At 73.2% G+C, this 16,582-nt stretch carries 18 protein-coding genes; 16 read left to right on the top strand and 2 right to left on the bottom strand.

The genetic code is table 11. The features are described from left to right. Positions 1–73: 73 nt before the first annotated feature. The 11 genes from ACQEUX_RS13705 (at position 74) to ACQEUX_RS13655 (ending at position 11,427) form a co-directional block, all read left to right on the top strand. Complete coding sequence (locus tag ACQEUX_RS13705; protein WP_433049822.1) at positions 74–625, top strand: acyltransferase; 552 nt, start codon at positions 74–76, stop codon at positions 623–625. Next, entirely contained in the window at positions 618–2,216 is a 1,599-nt protein-coding gene (locus ACQEUX_RS13700; RefSeq protein WP_433046538.1) for a lipopolysaccharide biosynthesis protein, read from the top strand. Before ACQEUX_RS13705 ends, ACQEUX_RS13700 begins: the two co-directional genes overlap by 8 nt. A gap of 68 nt (positions 2,217–2,284) precedes the next feature. Continuing rightward, entirely contained in the window at positions 2,285–3,568 is a 1,284-nt protein-coding gene (locus tag ACQEUX_RS13695; protein WP_433049819.1) for an O-antigen ligase family protein, read from the top strand. Next, positions 3,565–5,190 (top strand): lipopolysaccharide biosynthesis protein, encoded by a 1,626-nt coding sequence (locus ACQEUX_RS13690; RefSeq protein ID WP_433046535.1) that lies wholly within the window; start codon positions 3,565–3,567, stop codon positions 5,188–5,190. The genes ACQEUX_RS13695 and ACQEUX_RS13690 overlap by 4 nt, the downstream gene beginning before the upstream one ends. Positions 5,191–5,198: 8 nt before the next feature. Continuing rightward, a complete protein-coding gene (locus ACQEUX_RS13685; protein WP_433049816.1) occupies positions 5,199–6,101 on the top strand; it encodes a sulfotransferase domain-containing protein in 903 nt (300 codons plus the stop codon). Beyond that, a complete protein-coding gene (locus ACQEUX_RS13680) occupies positions 6,098–7,360 on the top strand; it encodes a hypothetical protein (RefSeq protein WP_433046533.1) in 1,263 nt (420 codons plus the stop codon). The genes ACQEUX_RS13685 and ACQEUX_RS13680 overlap by 4 nt, the downstream gene beginning before the upstream one ends. A 215-nt stretch (positions 7,361–7,575) precedes the next feature. Then, positions 7,576–8,055: a UDP-N-acetylglucosamine--LPS N-acetylglucosamine transferase gene (locus ACQEUX_RS13675; RefSeq protein ID WP_433046531.1), complete on the top strand. Its 480-nt coding sequence runs from the start codon at positions 7,576–7,578 to the stop codon at positions 8,053–8,055. Then, complete coding sequence (locus ACQEUX_RS13670) at positions 8,052–8,726, top strand: glycosyltransferase (RefSeq protein WP_433046528.1); 675 nt, start codon at positions 8,052–8,054, stop codon at positions 8,724–8,726. The genes ACQEUX_RS13675 and ACQEUX_RS13670 overlap by 4 nt, the downstream gene beginning before the upstream one ends. Then, positions 8,723–9,646, top strand: a complete 924-nt coding sequence (locus ACQEUX_RS13665) for a glycosyltransferase family 2 protein (RefSeq protein WP_433046525.1) — start codon at positions 8,723–8,725, stop codon at positions 9,644–9,646. The genes ACQEUX_RS13670 and ACQEUX_RS13665 overlap by 4 nt, the downstream gene beginning before the upstream one ends. A 99-nt stretch (positions 9,647–9,745) precedes the next feature. Beyond that, a complete protein-coding gene (gene aroC / locus ACQEUX_RS13660) occupies positions 9,746–10,924 on the top strand; it encodes a chorismate synthase (protein ID WP_433046522.1) in 1,179 nt (392 codons plus the stop codon). Next, the gene (locus tag ACQEUX_RS13655) at positions 10,924–11,427 is read left to right on the top strand and encodes a shikimate kinase (RefSeq protein WP_433046519.1); all 504 of its coding nucleotides are present in this window, start codon (positions 10,924–10,926) and stop codon (positions 11,425–11,427) included. The genes aroC and ACQEUX_RS13655 overlap by 1 nt, the downstream gene beginning before the upstream one ends. Positions 11,428–11,528: 101 nt before the next feature. Here ACQEUX_RS13655 and ACQEUX_RS13650 read toward each other — a convergent pair whose 3' ends face one another. Next, positions 11,529–12,257, bottom strand: coding sequence for an alpha/beta fold hydrolase (locus ACQEUX_RS13650; protein ID WP_433046516.1), 729 nt, complete (start codon positions 12,255–12,257; stop codon positions 11,529–11,531). Between the two features lie 79 nt (positions 12,258–12,336). Between ACQEUX_RS13650 and ACQEUX_RS13645 the strand changes: the two genes are divergently transcribed. From ACQEUX_RS13645 to nusB, 5 genes are all read left to right on the top strand, one after another. Then, positions 12,337–13,335, top strand: coding sequence for a helix-turn-helix transcriptional regulator (locus ACQEUX_RS13645; protein WP_433046513.1), 999 nt, complete (start codon positions 12,337–12,339; stop codon positions 13,333–13,335). A gap of 10 nt (positions 13,336–13,345) precedes the next feature. After that, entirely contained in the window at positions 13,346–14,425 is a 1,080-nt protein-coding gene (aroB, locus tag ACQEUX_RS13640) for a 3-dehydroquinate synthase (RefSeq protein WP_433046510.1), read from the top strand. Continuing rightward, positions 14,422–14,847: a type II 3-dehydroquinate dehydratase gene (aroQ, locus tag ACQEUX_RS13635; RefSeq protein ID WP_433046507.1), complete on the top strand. Its 426-nt coding sequence runs from the start codon at positions 14,422–14,424 to the stop codon at positions 14,845–14,847. The genes aroB and aroQ overlap by 4 nt, the downstream gene beginning before the upstream one ends. 86 nt (positions 14,848–14,933) lie before the next feature. Continuing rightward, on the top strand, positions 14,934–15,491 hold the full coding sequence (gene efp, locus ACQEUX_RS13630; RefSeq protein WP_433046504.1) for an elongation factor P: 558 nt from the start codon (positions 14,934–14,936) through the stop codon (positions 15,489–15,491). A 23-nt stretch (positions 15,492–15,514) separates the two neighbouring features. After that, the gene (nusB, locus tag ACQEUX_RS13625; protein WP_208641306.1) at positions 15,515–15,925 is read left to right on the top strand and encodes a transcription antitermination factor NusB; all 411 of its coding nucleotides are present in this window, start codon (positions 15,515–15,517) and stop codon (positions 15,923–15,925) included. A gap of 75 nt (positions 15,926–16,000) precedes the next feature. Here nusB and bldD read toward each other — a convergent pair whose 3' ends face one another. After that, entirely contained in the window at positions 16,001–16,489 is a 489-nt protein-coding gene (bldD, locus tag ACQEUX_RS13620) for a transcriptional regulator BldD (protein WP_007458348.1), read from the bottom strand. Positions 16,490–16,582 lie beyond the last annotated feature (93 nt).

Below are 16,582 nucleotides of genomic sequence, written 5' to 3'. Positions count from 1 at the left end.
GCATCGGTAGATTGTTCACGTTGGGCCGGTGGCGGGCACCACCGCCGCCGGCCCCGCGACGTGGGGAGGGTCGTTGCTCGACGCCGCTGGCATCCGTACGAGACGCGCGGTGCGTCTGGTTTTCGCGGTCAAACGCGGCTGGTACCGGCTCCGCTACCGGGGCTTGACGCTGGGCCGGGACGTGGAGATCCGTGGCCGGATCCGGCTGCGCCGAGGCGTGCGGGTGACCATCGGTGACCGCACCCGGTTGAACAAGCTCGTCCGTTTCGCAGGCCCCGGTGAGGTACGCGTCGGCGCCGACTGTCTGCTCAACGCCACCTGGATCGGCACCTGGGCGTCGGTGACGGTGGGGGACCGGTGCCTCCTGTCGGATTGCGAGCTGCTCGACAACGACTTCCACAACCTGCCGCCCGAGCAGCGGCACGCACCGCCCAGCCCGGCCACCCGTGCCCCGATCGTCCTCGAGGACAACGTGTGGGTCGGGGCGCACGCCCTGGTGCTGAAGGGCGTGCGGGTCGGCCGGGACAGCGTCGTGGGCGCGGCGACGGTGGTCCGCACGGACGTACCACCCGGTGTGGTGGTCGTTGGCAATCCTCAACAGACGGTGAAGAAGTTCCATGACTGATGCAGCTCCCGGCCCCTGGCCCACGGACAGCTCGTCCTCCGGCACCGACCGCGCCGTGACACTCACCGATCTGCTGCGGGTGCCGATGCACCGGGTGCGGCTGGTGGTGGCGGTGGCCATGGTCGGTCTGCTCGCCGCGCTCGGCTATGTGCTGCTGGTGCCGGCGGCGCTGACCGCGAGCGCCGTGGTGGCCGTCCGACCGGTGGTGACCGACGCGTTCACCCCCAGCGGTGCGGGTGCCGACCGCGCGGTCAACATGAACGTGGAGAGCGGCATCGCCACCGGCACCGAGGTGGTGCAGCGGCTCGCCGACTCGGCCGGCGCCGACCCGCGTGACGTCCGCGACGCCCTTGAGGTCGAGGTGCCCACCGGTGGGCAGATCCTGCGCTTCACCTACCAGGCGCGCGACGCGCACCGGGCGGTGCAGAGCGCCAACATGGCCGCCCAGGCCTACCTGGATGTGCGACGCACCATGTACGAGCAGCAGCGCGCCGAGATGCTGCGCTCCTACGACGCCAGCATCACCAAGGTCGTCGCTCAGCAGACCGCGCTGCAGAAGCGGGCGAACACCGCCAAGGACACCGCTGCCGGTGATGCTCTCGTTGCCGAGCTGGCCGGGATCAACAACCAGCTCACCCAGCTCAACGCCGCCCGCACTGAGATCGCCGCGGTCGACGTCAACCCCGGCTGGGTCACCCAGACCGCCGAGAAGGCGCTGGTCACCTCCGCCGGGAACCGGCCGCTCTACCTGGTCGCCGGCCTGCTCGGCGGCGCGCTGGTCGGCATCGTGCTGGCGTACGCCTGGGAGTCGACCGACCGGCGGGTCCGCTCGGTCGCCGACGGCCGGGACGCCACCGGCCTGCCGCTGCTCGGCACGGTGCGCCGGCCGGCGTTCCGGGGCAGCCCCCGGGCGGTCGACGCCGACGTCCGGTACGTGGCGATGGCGGTCGCCGAGCGGGTCCGTCAGCCCGCCCGGGTGGCGCTGGTCACCGCCCGGGAGGACGCTACCGCGCTCACCGCCGGGCTCGCGGTGGCGCTCGCCGCCGACGGCCGGGAGGTCTTCGTCGCCGACGACAGCGGGCGCACCGAGCGGCTGCGCGCCAGCGTGCTCGCCGACCGGGGGCGGCTGCCCATCGACCCGTCCCGGCCGCTGGTGCCCAAGCCCCGACCGGCCGGGAGTACCCCGGCCGCCGCCGGCGCCGCGGACGGAGCGGCCGCTCGCCGGCCCTCCCCGCACCCGCCTGGCGCCCGCCCGTCCACCGACCCGGACGCGACGCTGACGCTGCCCCGGGTGTCGACCGCCCGACCCGAGAATGGTCGGGTCGTCGCCCCGGACGAGGTGGCCGTGGGCGTGGGCAGCGTCCGGTTCGGCACCTGGCGCCAAGGCGCGGACCACGGCCTGGTGCTGTTCAACGCCCCGCCGGCGGAGTCCGACGAGCGCGGTGTCGCCGTGGCCCGGCAGGGCAGTGCGGTGGTGGTCGTCGAGCGCGACCGCACCCGGCAGAGTGACCTGCGACGCCTGGTGGAGCGGCTGCGCGCCGCCGGGGTCACCCCGCTGGGCTTCGTGCTCACGCGGAACGGCCGGGCCTGAGCGTGTCGGTCACCCGCGCCCCGGCGACGGAACCGCCGCCCGGGGACGACCCGGGCGCCGTCGCGCCGGTGCCACCGCCCGTGCCGCCCCGGCTGCCGATCTGGCCCCTGTCGCTGATGTTCGGCCTGGTGCCGCTCTGGTGGCTTCTCGGCGCGTTCTACCTCGGCTGGCCGTTGCTGGGTGCGTTGCTGTTCGCGTTGCTGCTCACCCGGGGGCGGGTGCCGCTGCCGCCGGCGGCCGGTATCTGGCTGCTCTTCCTCGCCATCGTGGTGGTCAGCGCCACCCAGCTGTCGTCGCCGGCCTCGCTGCTCACGTTCGCGTTGCGCCTGGCCTTCTATCTGACGGCGCTGGTGGTCGGGGTCTACGTCTACGCCGCGGCTCGGGAACGCGCCAGCCTGGTGGCGGTGCTCACCCCGATCTGTGCGTTCTGGTTCGGGCTGGTGGCGCTGGGCTGGCTCGGGGTGCTGGTGCCCCGGTTGGCGATGACCACCCCGATGGAGATGTTGCTGCCCGCCGGGGTGGCCCGCACCCCGTTCATCCAGGACATGGTGCACCTGACCACTGCGGAGTACAGCGCCCGTTCGCTCAACCCGATCTACCGACCGGCGGCGCCGTTCGCGTACACCAACAACTACGGCAGCGCGTACGCCATGACGCTGCCCTGCGTGGTGGCCTTCGCGATGCTGCGCCGTCGGGGGTTGCTGCGCTGGGCGCTGCTGGCGTCGCTGCCGCTGTCGCTGGCGCCGGCGTTCCTCACCCTCAACCGGGCGATGTTCCTCAGCCTCGGCGCCGGGCTGGCGGTGCTCGGGGTGCGAGCCAGCCTGCGCGGCAACATCCGGGTCGCCGCGTCCATCGTCGGGGTGGTGGTGATCGGCGCGTTGGCCACGCTGTTCATCCCGATCACCGACCTGATCAGCAAACGGGTCGACTCCAGTGACACCAACACCGACCGGCTTTCGCTCTACACCGAGGTGATCCGCCGGGTGCAGGAGTCGCCGTGGTTGGGCTACGGCGCGCCGGTGAACGTCGACACCGTCTCGGCGGCGGCGCCGATCGGCACCCAGGGGCAGCTGTGGATGGTGCTGTTCAGTCACGGCGTACCCGCGCTCATCTGCTTCCTGGCCTGGTTCGTCGCCGCCGCGGTGATCTGCGCGCGGGCGACCTCGGCGGCCGGGCAGTGGCTGGCGGTGGTGCCGGTGGTCTGTCTGGTGCAGATCCCGTTCTATGGCATGGCCAACCAGAACCTGGCGGTCGCGTTCTTCGCGGTCGCGTTCGCGATGGCGCTGAGTGAACGGGAGCGGTCGGCCGGGCGGCGCCCGCTGCCCGCACGGCCCGTGGCGGTGCCGGCGTGACCGCCGCGACGAGGCCGCCCGTCGGTCCGGCCGACTCGGCACCGGTGACCGCCCCGCCGGTCACCGCCGGCGTGGCCGACGTCGGCACGGCCGAGACCCGACGCAGCGCGCGCAGCGGTGTGGCGGGGCTGCTCGGCGCGGCCACCAGCGGTCTGTTCGGCTTCGTCCTGGCCGTGGTGATCACCAGGGGGTACGGCACGGCCGGCGCGGGTGCGTTCTTCGCCGCGATCGGGGTGGTCACCGTGGCCACCGCGGTCTGCACGCTCGGCGCGGAGACCGGTCTGATGTGGGCGCTGCCCCGACGCCGTGTCGGCGCGGGCGGGGACGCGGCCCGGGTGCTCCCGGTGGCCCTCATCCCGCCGCTGCTGGCGGGGCTCCTGGTCGCCGGTGCCGGTGTGCTGGCCGCCGACGCGCTCGCGCCCCGGCTGTTGGGCGGCTCCGGTGCGAGCGGCGAGGCCCTGCTCACGGTCACGTTCGCCGCGGTGCCGGTGGTGGTCGCGATGACCCTGCTGTTGGCCGCGCTGCGCTGCGTGCGGTCCATCCGGGCGTACGTCGGGGTGCAGTTCCTCCTGCTGCCGGTGGCGCGCCCGGTGCTGGTCGGCGCCGCCACGCTGGCCGGCGGCGGCCTGCTCGCCGGTATGACCGGCTGGTTGGTGCCGGCGGCGTTGGCGCTGCTGGTCTGCCTCACCCTCGTCGCCGGCCCGCTCGGACTGGTTCGGGGCGCGGCGCTGCGTCCGAACCGCACCGACTGGTCGACGTTCTGGCGCTTCGCGCTGCCCCGGGCCGCCTCGGCGGCCATCGACGCGGGCAGCATGTGGGTCGGCGTGCTGCTCACCTCGGTGCTGGCCGGGCCGGCGGACGCTGGCGTGTTCGGCGCTGTCGGCCGGTACGTGCTGGCCGGTCAGCTGGCCATGCAGGGGCTGCGGGTGGCGGTGTCACCGCAGTTGTCCCGGTTGCTCGGGCGCGGCGAGCGGGCCGCGGCGGCGGCCGTGCACCGGCAGTTGACCACCTGGGGGCTGGTGCTGTCGTGGCCGGTGTATCTGCTGCTGGCGGTCTTCGCGTTGGCCTTCCTGCAACTGTTCGGGCCGGAGTTCGCCGCTGGCGTGCCGGCGATGACGGTCCTCGCACTGGCGATGCTGGTCAACACCGGGGTGGGCAACGTGCAGAGCCTGCTGCTCATGGGCGGGCGTAGCGGGCTGCATCTGGTGGCCACGGTGGCCGGGTTGACGGTCACCGTCTCGCTGGGCCTCTGGCTGATCCCCGGGTACGGCGCCACGGGCGCGGCGGTGGCCTGGGCCGCCGGCATCGCCACCGAGAACCTCACCGCCGCCGGGTTCGCCCGGTCGGTGGTCCGAGAGCCGCTGTTCGACACCGTGTTGGTGCGCGCAGCGGCGGCGACGGTAGCCGGTGTGGGCCTCGCGGCCGGCGCCGGTGTGCTGGCGGGTGGGCGCGGCCTGCCCGGCCTGGCCGTGGCGCTGGGCGTGCTGTTGGCCGGTTGCGTCGGCATGTTGACGTTGCCCCGGGTGCGCGCCGGCATCCGGGGGACCATGAGGCAGATCCGTGGAGGGGATGACGCGGCTACGGCCGTCGACCCCGCCCCGGCATCGACGAGAGGCAGGTGAGGTCCGTCGTGGCGTCCATCCGTGACCGGGTCAAGCAGTTGGTCCCGACGCAGGTGACCACCCGGGTGAAGGAGTCGCTCGTCGACTACGGGGTGCGCACCAGCGATCGCCGGCCCCTGCCGGACTTCCTGATCATCGGGACCAAGCGGGGCGGCACCACCTCGCTGTGGAACTACCTGATCCAGCACCCGCTGGTGCCCAGGCTCTTTCCCGCGTGGAACACCAAGTCGGCGCACTACTTCGAGGAGCACTGGGGTCGCGGCGAGGCCTGGTACCGCTCGCACTTCCCGACCGAACGGCAGCGGGAGGCCCTGGCCAAGCGGCACGGCGGCCCGGTTCGGGTCGGTGAGGCAGCCCCGCTGTACATGTTCCACCCCCTCGCCGCGCAGCGGGTCGCCGCGCTGATGCCGACGGTGAAGCTGATCGTGCTGCTGCGGGACCCGGTGGAGCGGGCGTACTCGCACTGGAAGGAACGCCGCACCCACGGCATCGAACCACTGGACTTCGGCGCCGCGCTGGCCGCCGAGCCGGAGCGCACGGCGGGGGAGCGGGAGCGGTTGATCGCCGAACCGGAGTCGTTCAGCGAACCGTACGACTGGTACACGTACCGGGCCAGGGGGCGCTACCTGGAGCACCTGGAGCCGTGGTTGGAGCGCTTCGACCGGGGGCAGATCCTCTTCCTGCCCAGCGAGGACCTGTACCGCGACTCCCGCGCGACCTACCGGCGCACCCTCGACTTCCTCGGGCTACCGGCGTACGACCTGCCCAACTTCAAGGTCTACAACGATCGGCGCTCGTCGCCGTTGGAGCCGGCGGTGCGCGCCGAGCTGACCGAGTACTACCGGCCGTACAACGACGCGCTGCGTCAGCGGCTCGGGCTGGACCTCGACTGGGCGGACCGGGCGGCGTGACGACACAGGTCGGCCCGGCCACGGACCCGCGTTCCCGGGTGGACGGTCTGGGCTGGGTGAGCCGTGCGGTCTTCCCGGACGACCGGGTCGCGCTGACCGTGGGCGGCACCCCGCCGGCCGGTCACCAGGCGGTGGCCCGGTACGCGGTGGTGCCGTCGGTCGCCCGGGCCCGGTTCCTGGTGCCGTTGGGCGCGCCCCGGGCCGGGGCGGCGTCGCTGTTGGCGTACAACGCCCTGCGGCCGCCGAAGGTGCGCGCGCTGCGGGCGGTGCTCGGTGGGCTGGCCCGGTTCGGCGGGGTGGGGCTGGCACCCTTTCCGACGCTGACCGTCTCGGTGCCCGCCGGGGCGTCGGCGGCCGATCTGTTGCTGACCGAGCGGCTCGCGGCCGATCTGGGCGGCAGGCCACTCCTGGCCGCCTGCGGGGTCCGCCCACCCGACCCGAACGGCAAGCCCACCCTGCAACTCTTCAGCGCCGATGGTCGTCCGCGTGGCTATGCGAAGATCGGCTGGAACGACGCGACCCGCGCGCTGGTCACCGCCGAGGCGGCGGCGCTGCGAGCGTTGCGCGCGGTGGTGGGTGTCGCCGACCATCCCACGCCGCCGAGGCTGCTCACCGAGACAACGTGGGCGGGCCAGGTGGTCGCGGTGATCGAGCCGTTGCCACCGGCGGTACGCGGCGTGCCGGTCGACGACCCACCGCGGATCGCGGCGCTGCTCGCGGTCGCCCGGCGCGGCGGCCCGGCGGGTACGCCCCGACCACTGGCCGGGTCGACGTTCCTGACCCGGCTGGCCGACCAGGCCGGCCGGGCCGCGGCGGCCGAGCCGACCGGTGCGCGGGCGGTCAGCGCTGTCTCCGCGCTGGCTCGTCGGCACGGCGACACCAGCGTCGAGTTCGGCCACTGGCACGGTGACTGGGTGCCGTGGAACCTGGGCTGGCACGCCGGCCAGTTGGTCGCCTGGGACTGGGAGCACAGCGGGCCCGACGTGCCGGTCGGCTTCGACCTGGCGCACGACGCGTTCCAGCGTGCTCTGGTGCTGCGGGGTGAGCCGGCCGACGTCGCGGCGTCGGCCGTGGACGGGCAACTGGCCCGGCACGGTGAACGGCTCGGCCTCGACGCGCCGCGGCGCCGGCTCGTCGCCGACGCGTACCTGGTGGAGATGTGGCTGCGGACCTGGCGTCTCGCGGACGCGGGGGCCGGCTGGAACGGCGCGCTGCATCCCGCACTCCTAAATGTCATCCAGAAAAGACATAGGGGTTGATCCGGGGGAATCGCGGCGTCGAGACTACGCCGTAGAGTGACGACAAAATTGCAGGTGGTGACGACGATCGATGGCTTTCGGGCGAACCGGTGCCCCGGACCGCCCGATGTGGAGATCGCCATCTCGTCCGGTCGCGCTATTCAACGACCGGGGAACGTGTGATCTGCTTCTGCGTGGCCTGAACGGAAACTCCAAGCGAACTTGTGGGGAGTCGCGTGGATACGAAGAACGACGACGGTGAGGCGCCGGTGCTGCTGCTGGTCGGATCCAGCGGCGGTCACCTGGCCCAACTACTCGCCCTGCGGCCCTGGTACGAAAAGTGGCGGCGCTGCTGGGTCACCTTCGACACCCCGGAGGCGGTGTCCCTGCTGACCGGCGAGGACCTGGTGCCCGCGCACCACCCGACCACCCGCAACGTGCCGAACCTGCTGCGCAACGCGCTGCTGGCCTGGCGGGTGCTGGGGTCACGGCGGGTCGCCGCGGTGGTCACCACCGGCGCCGGGGTGGCGGTGCCGTTCGTGGTGCTGGCCCGGCTGCGGCGCATCCCGACCGTCTACATCGAGGTGTACGACCGGATCGACACCCCGACGTTGACCGCCCGGCTCTGTCGGCCCTTCCTGTCCGCGATGCTCGTGCAGTGGGACGAGCAGCGGCGGCAGTACCCCGAGGCGACCGTCGTGGGGACACTGCTGTGACCGGGGAGACGGGCACCGCCCGGCGTCCGCAACCCCTCTCGACCGCCGAGGGGGCCCGGCTGCCGCGTCAGCGTGACAGCGCGGCGACCGCCCAGATCCGACTGCTGGTCGCGGTCGGCACCGACAAGCACCCCTTCGACCGGCTCGTCGACTGGCTGACGCAGTGGCACGCGCAGGCCACCGCTCCGGTCGGGCTGACCGTGCAGCACGGGCACACGAGCGCGCCGCAGGTGCCCGGCGCGGTGCCGTTCCTCGGCCACGACGCCCTGCAGCAGGCGATGGCCAACGCCGACCTCGTGGTCTGCCACGGTGGCCCGGCGACCATTCTGGAGGCCCGCCGGCACGGCCGCCTGCCCATCGTGGTGCCCCGTGACCCGACGCGCGGTGAGCACGTCGACGACCACCAGCAACTCTTCGCCCGCCGGCTCGGCGCCGCCGGGCTGGTGGCGCTCTGCGAGACCCGGGAGGCGCTGCACGACGCGTTGACCGCCGGGCTCGCCGACCCGTCCCGTTACGCGGTGGCGGCCGACCCGGACGCGCACGAGGCGCGGCGGGCGGCGGTGGCCCGGGTCGGACGGATCGTCGACGACCTGGTGGCCAGCTCGACCCCGCGCCGGCCCCGGTGGTGGGCCCGGTCCCGGCCGCGCCCGGGTACGGAGGAGACCCGATGACCCAGCAAGCGAGCGTCAGCGTCGTGGTGCCCACCCGGGATCGCCCGGAGCTGCTGCGCGCCGCGGTCCGCGCGATCCTGGCGCAGGAGTACCCGGGACCGCTCGAGGTCGTGGTGGTGTTCGACCAGTCCGAGCCGGATGAGTCGCTGACCGGGCTGGCGGGCGGTCCGGCCCGCACGGTGCGGGTGGTCCGTAACACCCGCACGCCGGGGCTGGCCGGGGCACGCAACAGCGGCACCCTCGCGGCTGAGGGTGAGTTGGTCGCGTTCTGCGACGACGACGACGAGTGGCTGCCCGGCAAGCTGGCCGCCCAGGTCGACGCGCTGGCCGCCGATCCGGGGGCCGAGTTCGTCTGCTGCGGCATCCGCGTCAGCTACGACGGGCACACCGTCGACCGGGTGCTCGACCGGGACCGGATCACCCTGGACGACCTGCTGCGCGACCGGATGACGGAGCTGCACCCGTCGACCTTCCTGATCCGCGCCGTCGCACTGCGCGACGGGTTCGGGCTGGTCGACGAGGAGATCCCGGGCAGCTACGCGGAGGACTACGAGTTCCTGCTGCGGGCCGCGCGCAGCGCCCCGCTGATCAACCTGAGCACGCCGTCGGTGCTGGTCCGCTGGCACAAACGCTCGTACTTCGCGCAGCGCTGGGACACCATCTCCGAGGCGTTGCAGTGGCTGCTGCGGCGCTACCCGGAGTTCGCCAGCCAACCGGCCGGTGCGGCACGGGTGGCCGGGCAGATCGCGTTCGCCCAGGCCGCCTCCGGCGACCGCCGGGGCGCGCTGCGCTGGGCCCGACGCACCCTGCGGAGCAATCCCCGTGAGCCGCGCGCCTACCTGGCCCTCGCCGTCGCCGGTCGGGTGGTCCGGGCCGACACGGTACTGCGCACCCTGCACAAGCGCGGTCGGGGGATCTGAGCTGCCGCCGGCGCCCGCAGGGCGGGCGCCGGAGTCCGCAGGGCGGGACGCGACGGGCAGCGTGCCGCGTCGGTGGCCCGCCGTGACAGACTGACCGCTGTGTTGCGCTGGTTGACTGCAGGTGAATCGCACGGTCCCGCCCTCGTCGCGATGCTGGAGGGGGTGCCGGCCGGCATCGAGGTGACCACCACCGAGATTGCCGACGAGTTGGCCCGCCGACGGCTGGGCTATGGCCGGGGTGCCCGGATGTCGTTCGAGCGGGACGAGGTCGAGCTGCTCGGTGGCCTGCGGCATGGCATCACCCTGGGCAGCCCGGTCGCGATCCGGGTCGGCAACTCCGAGTGGCCCAAGTGGCGCACCGTGATGGCCGCCGACCCGGTCGACCCCGACGAACTGGCCCGGCAGGCCCGCAACGCGCCGCTGACCCGCCCCCGCCCCGGCCACGCCGACCTGGCCGGCATGCAGAAGTACGGCCACACCGACGCCCGGCCGATCCTGGAACGTGCCAGCGCCCGGGAGACCGCCGCCCGGGTCGCCGTCGGCGCGGTCGCCAAGGCGCTGATCCGCCAGGCGCTCGGCATCGAGATCGTCTCGCACGTCGTCGAGCTGGGCCCGGTGGCCGCCAAGCCCGGGCTGCGCCCCACCCCGTCCGACGCCGCCCGGATCGACGCCGACCCGCTGCGCTGCCTCGACCCGGAGGCCAGCGCTCTGATGGTCGCCGAGGTCGACGCCGCGAAGAAGGCCGCCGACACCCTCGGCGGCGTGGTCGAGGTGCTGGCGTACGGGGTGCCGCCGGGGTTGGGCAGCCACGTGCAGTGGGACCGCAAGCTCGACGCCCGGCTGGCCACCGCGCTGATGTCCATTCAGGCGATCAAGGGCGTGGAGATCGGCGACGGCTGGCAGCAGGCCCGCTCCCGCGGCTCGGAGGCGCACGACGAGATCATCCCGTCGGCCACCGGCGTCCGCCGGGTCACCGACCGGGCCGGCGGGCTGGAGGGTGGCATCACCACCGGTGAGCCGCTGCGGGTTCGCGCCGCGATGAAGCCGATCTCGTCGCTGAACCGGGCGCTGGCCACCGTGGACGTCACCACCGGCGAGCCGGCCACCGCGATCAACCAGCGTTCGGACGTCTGCGCGGTGCCCGCCGCGGCGGTGGTCGCCGAGGCGATGGTGGCGTTGGTGCTCGCCGAGGCGGCCACCGAGAAGTTCGGCGGAGACTCGATTGCCGAGATCCGCCGCAACCTGGCCGGGTACCTCGACGCGCTGGTCATTCGCTGATGGCACCGGTCGTCGTGCTGGTCGGTGCGCCCGGCTGCGGCAAGACCACCGTCGGACGGGCGCTCGCCGACACCCTCGGGGTGGAGTTCCGCGACACCGACACCGACATCGAGAAGATGGCCGGCAAGCCGATCCCGGAGATCTTCATCGACGAGGGCGAGGCGCACTTCCGTACCCTCGAACGGGCCGCCGTGGCCGCGGCGCTGGCTGCCGGCACCGGCGTGCTCGCCCTCGGCGGCGGTGCCGTGCTGGCCGAGGAGACCCGGGCCGCCCTGGTCGGGCACCGGGTGGTGCACCTCTCGGTCGAGCTGCCCGACGCGGTGAAGCGGGTCGGGCTCGGCGCCGGCCGCCCACTGCTGGCGATCAACCCACGGGCCACCCTGAAGCACCTGATGGACCAGCGCCGACCGCTCTACACCGAGGTCGCCACCGCGACGGTGGCCACCGACGGTCGGACCCCGGCGGAGATCGTCGCCGAGATCGACGCCCTGCTCCCGCGCTGACGCCGCCCCGCCTCGCCGATCTTGCAGTCGCTGCCCCGACGTAGGGGGCATTCCCCGCATCTCGGTAACCGGAACTGCAAGATCGGCGCGGTGGAAGCTCCTCAGCCTCGGGCGGCCGCGTCGAGGACGTCGGCCAGAGCCTTCGGTTCGCTGAGCATGGGCCAGTGCCCGGTGGGCAGCTCGAACAGCTGACCACCGGCCAACCCGGTGAAGAACGGGTGCCCCTGGCCGATCATCTGCTCCACCACGGTCAGCGGGAAGGTGCTGGCGACCAGCGCCGTCGGAACCGCACGACCGCCGGTGCGCCGGACCGGGTCGGTGGCGGCGCGCAGCGGCTGCGGGGTGGCCCGGGCGCGCAGCAGAGCCAGCGTCGCGTCGTCCAACCCGGCGAGGTTGGTCGGGTCGGCCGCCGGGTCCCAGGCCGGCGGGGGCAGCAGGTGACCGTCGCCGATCGCGACCCGGAGCCGCTCCTGCTCCTCCGGCGGCACGGTGTCGAACTGCGCGGTGCCGTCCGGCAGCGGCCCGCTCTCCACATAGACCACCCGGGCGATCCGGTCCGGGATGCGGTCGGCCGCCTGGGCGACCGGCATGCCACCGCCGGAGTGACCGACCAGCAGCACGTCGCGCAGGTCCTCGACCTCTATCAGCCGGACGATGTCAGTGGTGTGCGTGTCCAGGCCCACCTCCGGCCCGGCGAGGTGGTCTCGCTCGGCCAGGCCGGTCAGCGTCATCGGGTACACCTCGTGCCCCTGCGCGCGCAGCGTCGCGGTCACCTCCCGCCACGCCCAGGCACCCAACCAGAACCCTGGCACCAGCACGAACGTCGCCATCTGTCGCTCCTTCTCTTGGTTACCGACAGACCGTACGATCGAATCCGGACAGAATCCGCCCGGTTTGGAGGAGTGGCCCGTGTCACATCCCGCCGGTCGGGTGTTGGCCCTGCTCGAACTCCTGCAGACCCGGCACCGGTCGACGGCTGTTGAGCTCGCCGGCCAGCTCGGGGTGGACGAGCGGACGGTGCGCCGGTATGCGGCCACCCTGGTCGAGCTGGGCATCCCGGTCACCGCCGACCGGGGTCGCCACGGCGGCTACCGGCTGCACCCCGGTTTCAAGCTGCCGCCGCTGATGCTCACCGACGACGAGGCGGTGGCCGTCCTGCTCGGCCTGGTCGTCGCCGAACGGGTCGGGTTGGCCACCGAGCAACCGGCCACGGCCACGGCGCTGGCGAAGATCCGCCGGGTGCTGCCGGCGGCGCTCGCCGACCGCCTCGCCGCCGTGCAGGAGCACCTCGGCTTCACCCTGCGACGCCCCGAGCCGGAGTTGCGGCCGGCCTCGGGCACCCTGCTCGCCCTGGCCGCGGCGGCCCGGCACCGGCAGCGGGTGGCACTGGACTACCGCTCCTGGCGGGGCGAGCGGTCGCACCGCGAGCTCGACCCGTACGGCCTGGTCTTCCACGCCGGCCGCTGGTATGTCACCGGCCACGACCACCGGCGTGGGGAGGTTCGCACCTTCCGACTGGACCGCATCGACGTGGTGACGCCGGGCGGGGCGACGTTCACCGTGCCGGAGGGCTTCGACCCGGTGGCCCGGGTGACCCGGTCGCTGGCCGGCGTGCCGTACCGGCACGAGGTCGAGGTGCTGCTGGAGACCGACCTGGTCGCCGCCCGTCGGCGCATCCCGCCCAGCGTGGCCGAGCTGACCGCCACCGCCGACGGGGTGCTGCTGCGGGCCCGGGTGGAAAGCCTGCCCGGTACGGCCGTGCTGCTCGCCGGTCTGGGCTGCCCGTTCACGGTGCGACATCCGGACGCGCTGCGCGCCGCGGTGGCCGAGCACGCCCGCCTGCTCGCCGACTGGGCGGCCCGGCCAGCAGGTGGGCAGCCGCCCGCACCACGCCGCCCGCTGGACTAGGCTGCCGGCGATGGACGAGGTGACCCGGATTCCGGTCGGCGGCGAACGGCCGTACGACGTGCTGGTCGGACGCGACCTGTGGGACGCGCTGCCCGGGCTGCTGCCCGGCGCGACCCGGGCGGCGGTGCTGCACGCGCCCCCGCTCAAGGCCCTCGCGGACGCGCTTGGCGAGCGCCTGCGCGCCGCCGGGGTCGAGCCGCTGCCGATCGAGGTGCCCGACGCCGAGTCGGGCAAACACATCGACGTGGCCGCCGCCTGCTGGGACCGGCTCGGAGCGGCGGGTTTCACCCGTACCGACGCGGTCGTCGGGGTGGGCGGTGGCGCGGTGACCGACCTGGCCGGCTTCGTCGCGGCCTGCTGGCTGCGCGGGGTGCGCTGGGTGCCGGTGGCGACCTCGCTGTTGGGCATGGTGGACGCCGCGGTGGGCGGCAAGACGGGCATCAACACGGCCGCCGGCAAGAATCTGGTGGGCGCGTTCCACCCTCCGGTCGGTGTGCTGGCCGACCTGGCCACCCTGGACAGCCTGCCCGCGGTCGACCTGGCGGCCGGGCTCGCCGAGGTGGTCAAGTGCGGTTTCATCGCCGACCCGGCGATCCTGGAGCTGGTCGAGCGCGACCCGGCGGCGGCCACCGACCCGCGCGGGCCGGCGACCCGGGAGCTGATCGAGCGGGCGATCCGGGTCAAGGCCGACGTGGTCGCCGGTGACCTGCGCGAGTCGGGCGTGCGGGAGGTCCTCAACTACGGTCACACCCTCGCGCACGCGATCGAGCAGAACGAGGGCTACCGCTGGCGGCACGGCCACGCCGTCGCCGTCGGCCTGGTGTACGCCGCCGCGCTGGCCCGGCTCGCCGGCCGGCTGGACGCCCCGACCGCCGACCGGCACCGGGCCACCCTGGCCGCGCTCGGCCTGCCGGTGAGCTACCCGGCCGACGCCTGGCCACGACTGCTGGCCGCGATGCGGGTGGACAAGAAGGCCCGGGGCAACCGGCTGCGTTTCGTGGTGCTGGACGGGCTGGCTCGCCCGGCGATGCTGGAGGGCCCGGACGACGCGCTGCTGGAGGCGGCCTACCGTGAGGTGGCCGCCTCGTGAAGGTCTACGTCCTCAACGGGCCGAACCTGGGCCGGCTGGGCACCCGAGAGCCCGCCGTGTACGGCGCGAGCACCTACGCCGACCTGGTGGCGCTCTGCGAATCCACGGGCGGGCAGTTGGGGCTCGACGTGACGGTCCGGCAGACCGACGCCGAGCACGAACTGCTCGGCTGGCTGCACACCGCCGCCGACGAGGGCGCCGCGGTGGTGCTCAACCCGGCCGCCTGGTCGCACTACTCGTACGCCGTGCGGGACGCGTGCGCCATGCTGCGCGGGCCGCTGGTCGAGGTGCACCTCTCCAACATCCACGCCCGTGAGGAGTTCCGGCACCACTCGGTGGTCTCCGCGGTGGCGACCGGGGTGATCTGCGGTCTCGGCATCGACGGTTATCGCCTCGCCCTGCACCACCTGGCCGTCCGCTGAGGGCCCGCCCCGAGCGGGGACGGGGCGATTCGACGCAGCTAGTAGACTCGTAGGGTCTGTCCGCCAATTGATGATCAAGGCAGGAAATGGCCTCCACCAACGACCTCAAAAACGGCCTGGTACTCAACCTTGACGGCGAGCTCTGGGCCGTCGTCGAGTTCCAGCACGTCAAGCCCGGTAAGGGTGGTGCCTTCGTGCGCACCACGCTGAAGAACGTGCTGTCCGGGAAGGTGGTCGACAAGACCTTCAACGCGGGCACCAAGGTCGACACCGCGACCGTCGACAAGCGCACGATGCAGTACCTGTACGCCGACGGTGAGGACTTCGTCTTCATGGATCTGGAGACCTTCGACCAGATCACCGTGCCCGGTGGCACCGTCGGCGAGGCAGCGAACTACCTGCTGCCCGAGGCGGAGGCGACCGTCGCCCAGCACGAGGGTGTGCCGCTCTACATCGAGCTGCCCACCAGCGTCGTGCTGGAGGTCACCTACACCGAGCCGGGCCTGCAGGGCGACCGCTCGACCGGCGGCAACAAGCCGGCGACCGTGGAGACCGGCGCCACTGTGCAGGTGCCGCTGTTCATCACCACCGGCGAGAAGATCAAGGTCGACACCCGCGACGGCCGTTACCTCGGCCGCGCCTGATGGCTGAGGGTTCCAAGCAGCAGATGCCGGCGCGCCGCAAGGCGCGCAAGCGGGCGCTGGATGTCCTCTACGAGGCCGATCTACGGGACAAGCCTCCGGTGGAGGTACTGGCCGGCTACGTGCAGCGGATCGAGCAGCCCCGGCCGGAGCACCTCGGCTACGCGGTGGGCCTGGTCGAGGGTGTCGCCGAGCACCTCGACCGGATCGACGAGCTGATCGCCAGCTACGCCGAGGGCTGGACGCTGGAGCGGATGCCGGTCGTCGACCGGAACCTGGCCCGGATCGCCGTCTACGAGCTGCTCTACGTCGACGAGATCGACGACGCGGTGGCGATCAGCGAGGCTGTGGAGCTGGCCCGGCAGATGTCGACCGACGATTCGCCGCGCTTCCTCAACGGGGTGCTCGGCCGGATCGCCGAGTACGCCACCCGCTGAGCCAGCGCCAGCGCAGCACCACGAACGAGAAGGGCCCGTGCCGGATGGCACGGGCCCTTTCGGTGAAGCGACAGCTCAGGAGGCGAAGAACGCCCGGGGGTCGGCCACCAGCACACCGTGCTCGGTGAGCCGCTCGATCAGACCCGACGGCGAGGCGTCGTAGACGATCGCGAGCGCCCGCAGGTCGTCGGCGCGGATGGAGAGCACCCGGCCGTTGTAGTCGCCGCGCTGCTGCTGGATGGCGCGAGCGTAGCGGGCGACGTAGGCCAGGTCCTCGGAGGCCTCGTCGTAGAGCCGCTCGAGATCCAGGACGATCTTGCTGGTGGGCTCGTGACGGACGCCACTGCCGTCGGGCAGCAGTTCCGAGACGGGGACGCGGTAGAACTCGGCCAACTCGGCCAGACGGGACACCGTCACGGCCCGGTCGCCACGCTCGTACGAGCCGACCACCACGGCCTTCCACCGCCCGTTCGACTTCTCCTCCACACCCTGCAGGGAGAGACCCTGCTGTTGGCGGATGGAGCGCAGGCGGGCGCCCAGAGACTTGGCGTATTCAGAGGGCATTCGGACACTCCCAGTGCTGCTCGGGGATCTCCCGTCGATCGCTACGGAGCGTGACGGTACGGGGAATGCGACACCTGGTCAAGTGGTCGTGAC

This window comes from Micromonospora sp. CA-259024 (assembly GCF_050936255.1).
In the GTDB taxonomy this organism is placed as follows: Bacteria; Actinomycetota; Actinomycetes; order Mycobacteriales; family Micromonosporaceae; genus Micromonospora.
Note: the sequence above shows the minus strand (reverse complement) of the source record. Positions and strands in the feature narration are given on the sequence as shown.

Excerpts from the sequence above, each read along its gene's own strand:
- ACQEUX_RS13700 (WP_433046538.1), top strand. The coding sequence starts at position 618 with ATGACTGATGCAGCTCCCGGCCCCTGGCCCACGGACAGCTCGTCCTCC.
- ACQEUX_RS13665 (WP_433046525.1), top strand. The coding sequence starts at position 8,723 with ATGACCCAGCAAGCGAGCGTCAGCGTCGTGGTGCCCACCCGGGATCGC.
- aroB (WP_433046510.1), top strand. The coding sequence starts at position 13,346 with ATGGACGAGGTGACCCGGATTCCGGTCGGCGGCGAACGGCCGTACGAC.
- ACQEUX_RS13650 (WP_433046516.1), bottom strand. The coding sequence starts at position 12,257 with ATGGCGACGTTCGTGCTGGTGCCAGGGTTCTGGTTGGGTGCCTGGGCG.
- ACQEUX_RS13655 (WP_433046519.1), top strand. The coding sequence starts at position 10,924 with ATGGCACCGGTCGTCGTGCTGGTCGGTGCGCCCGGCTGCGGCAAGACC.
- bldD (WP_007458348.1), bottom strand. The coding sequence starts at position 16,489 with ATGCCCTCTGAATACGCCAAGTCTCTGGGCGCCCGCCTGCGCTCCATC.
- nusB (WP_208641306.1), top strand. The coding sequence starts at position 15,515 with ATGCCGGCGCGCCGCAAGGCGCGCAAGCGGGCGCTGGATGTCCTCTAC.
- efp (WP_433046504.1), top strand. The coding sequence starts at position 14,934 with ATGGCCTCCACCAACGACCTCAAAAACGGCCTGGTACTCAACCTTGAC.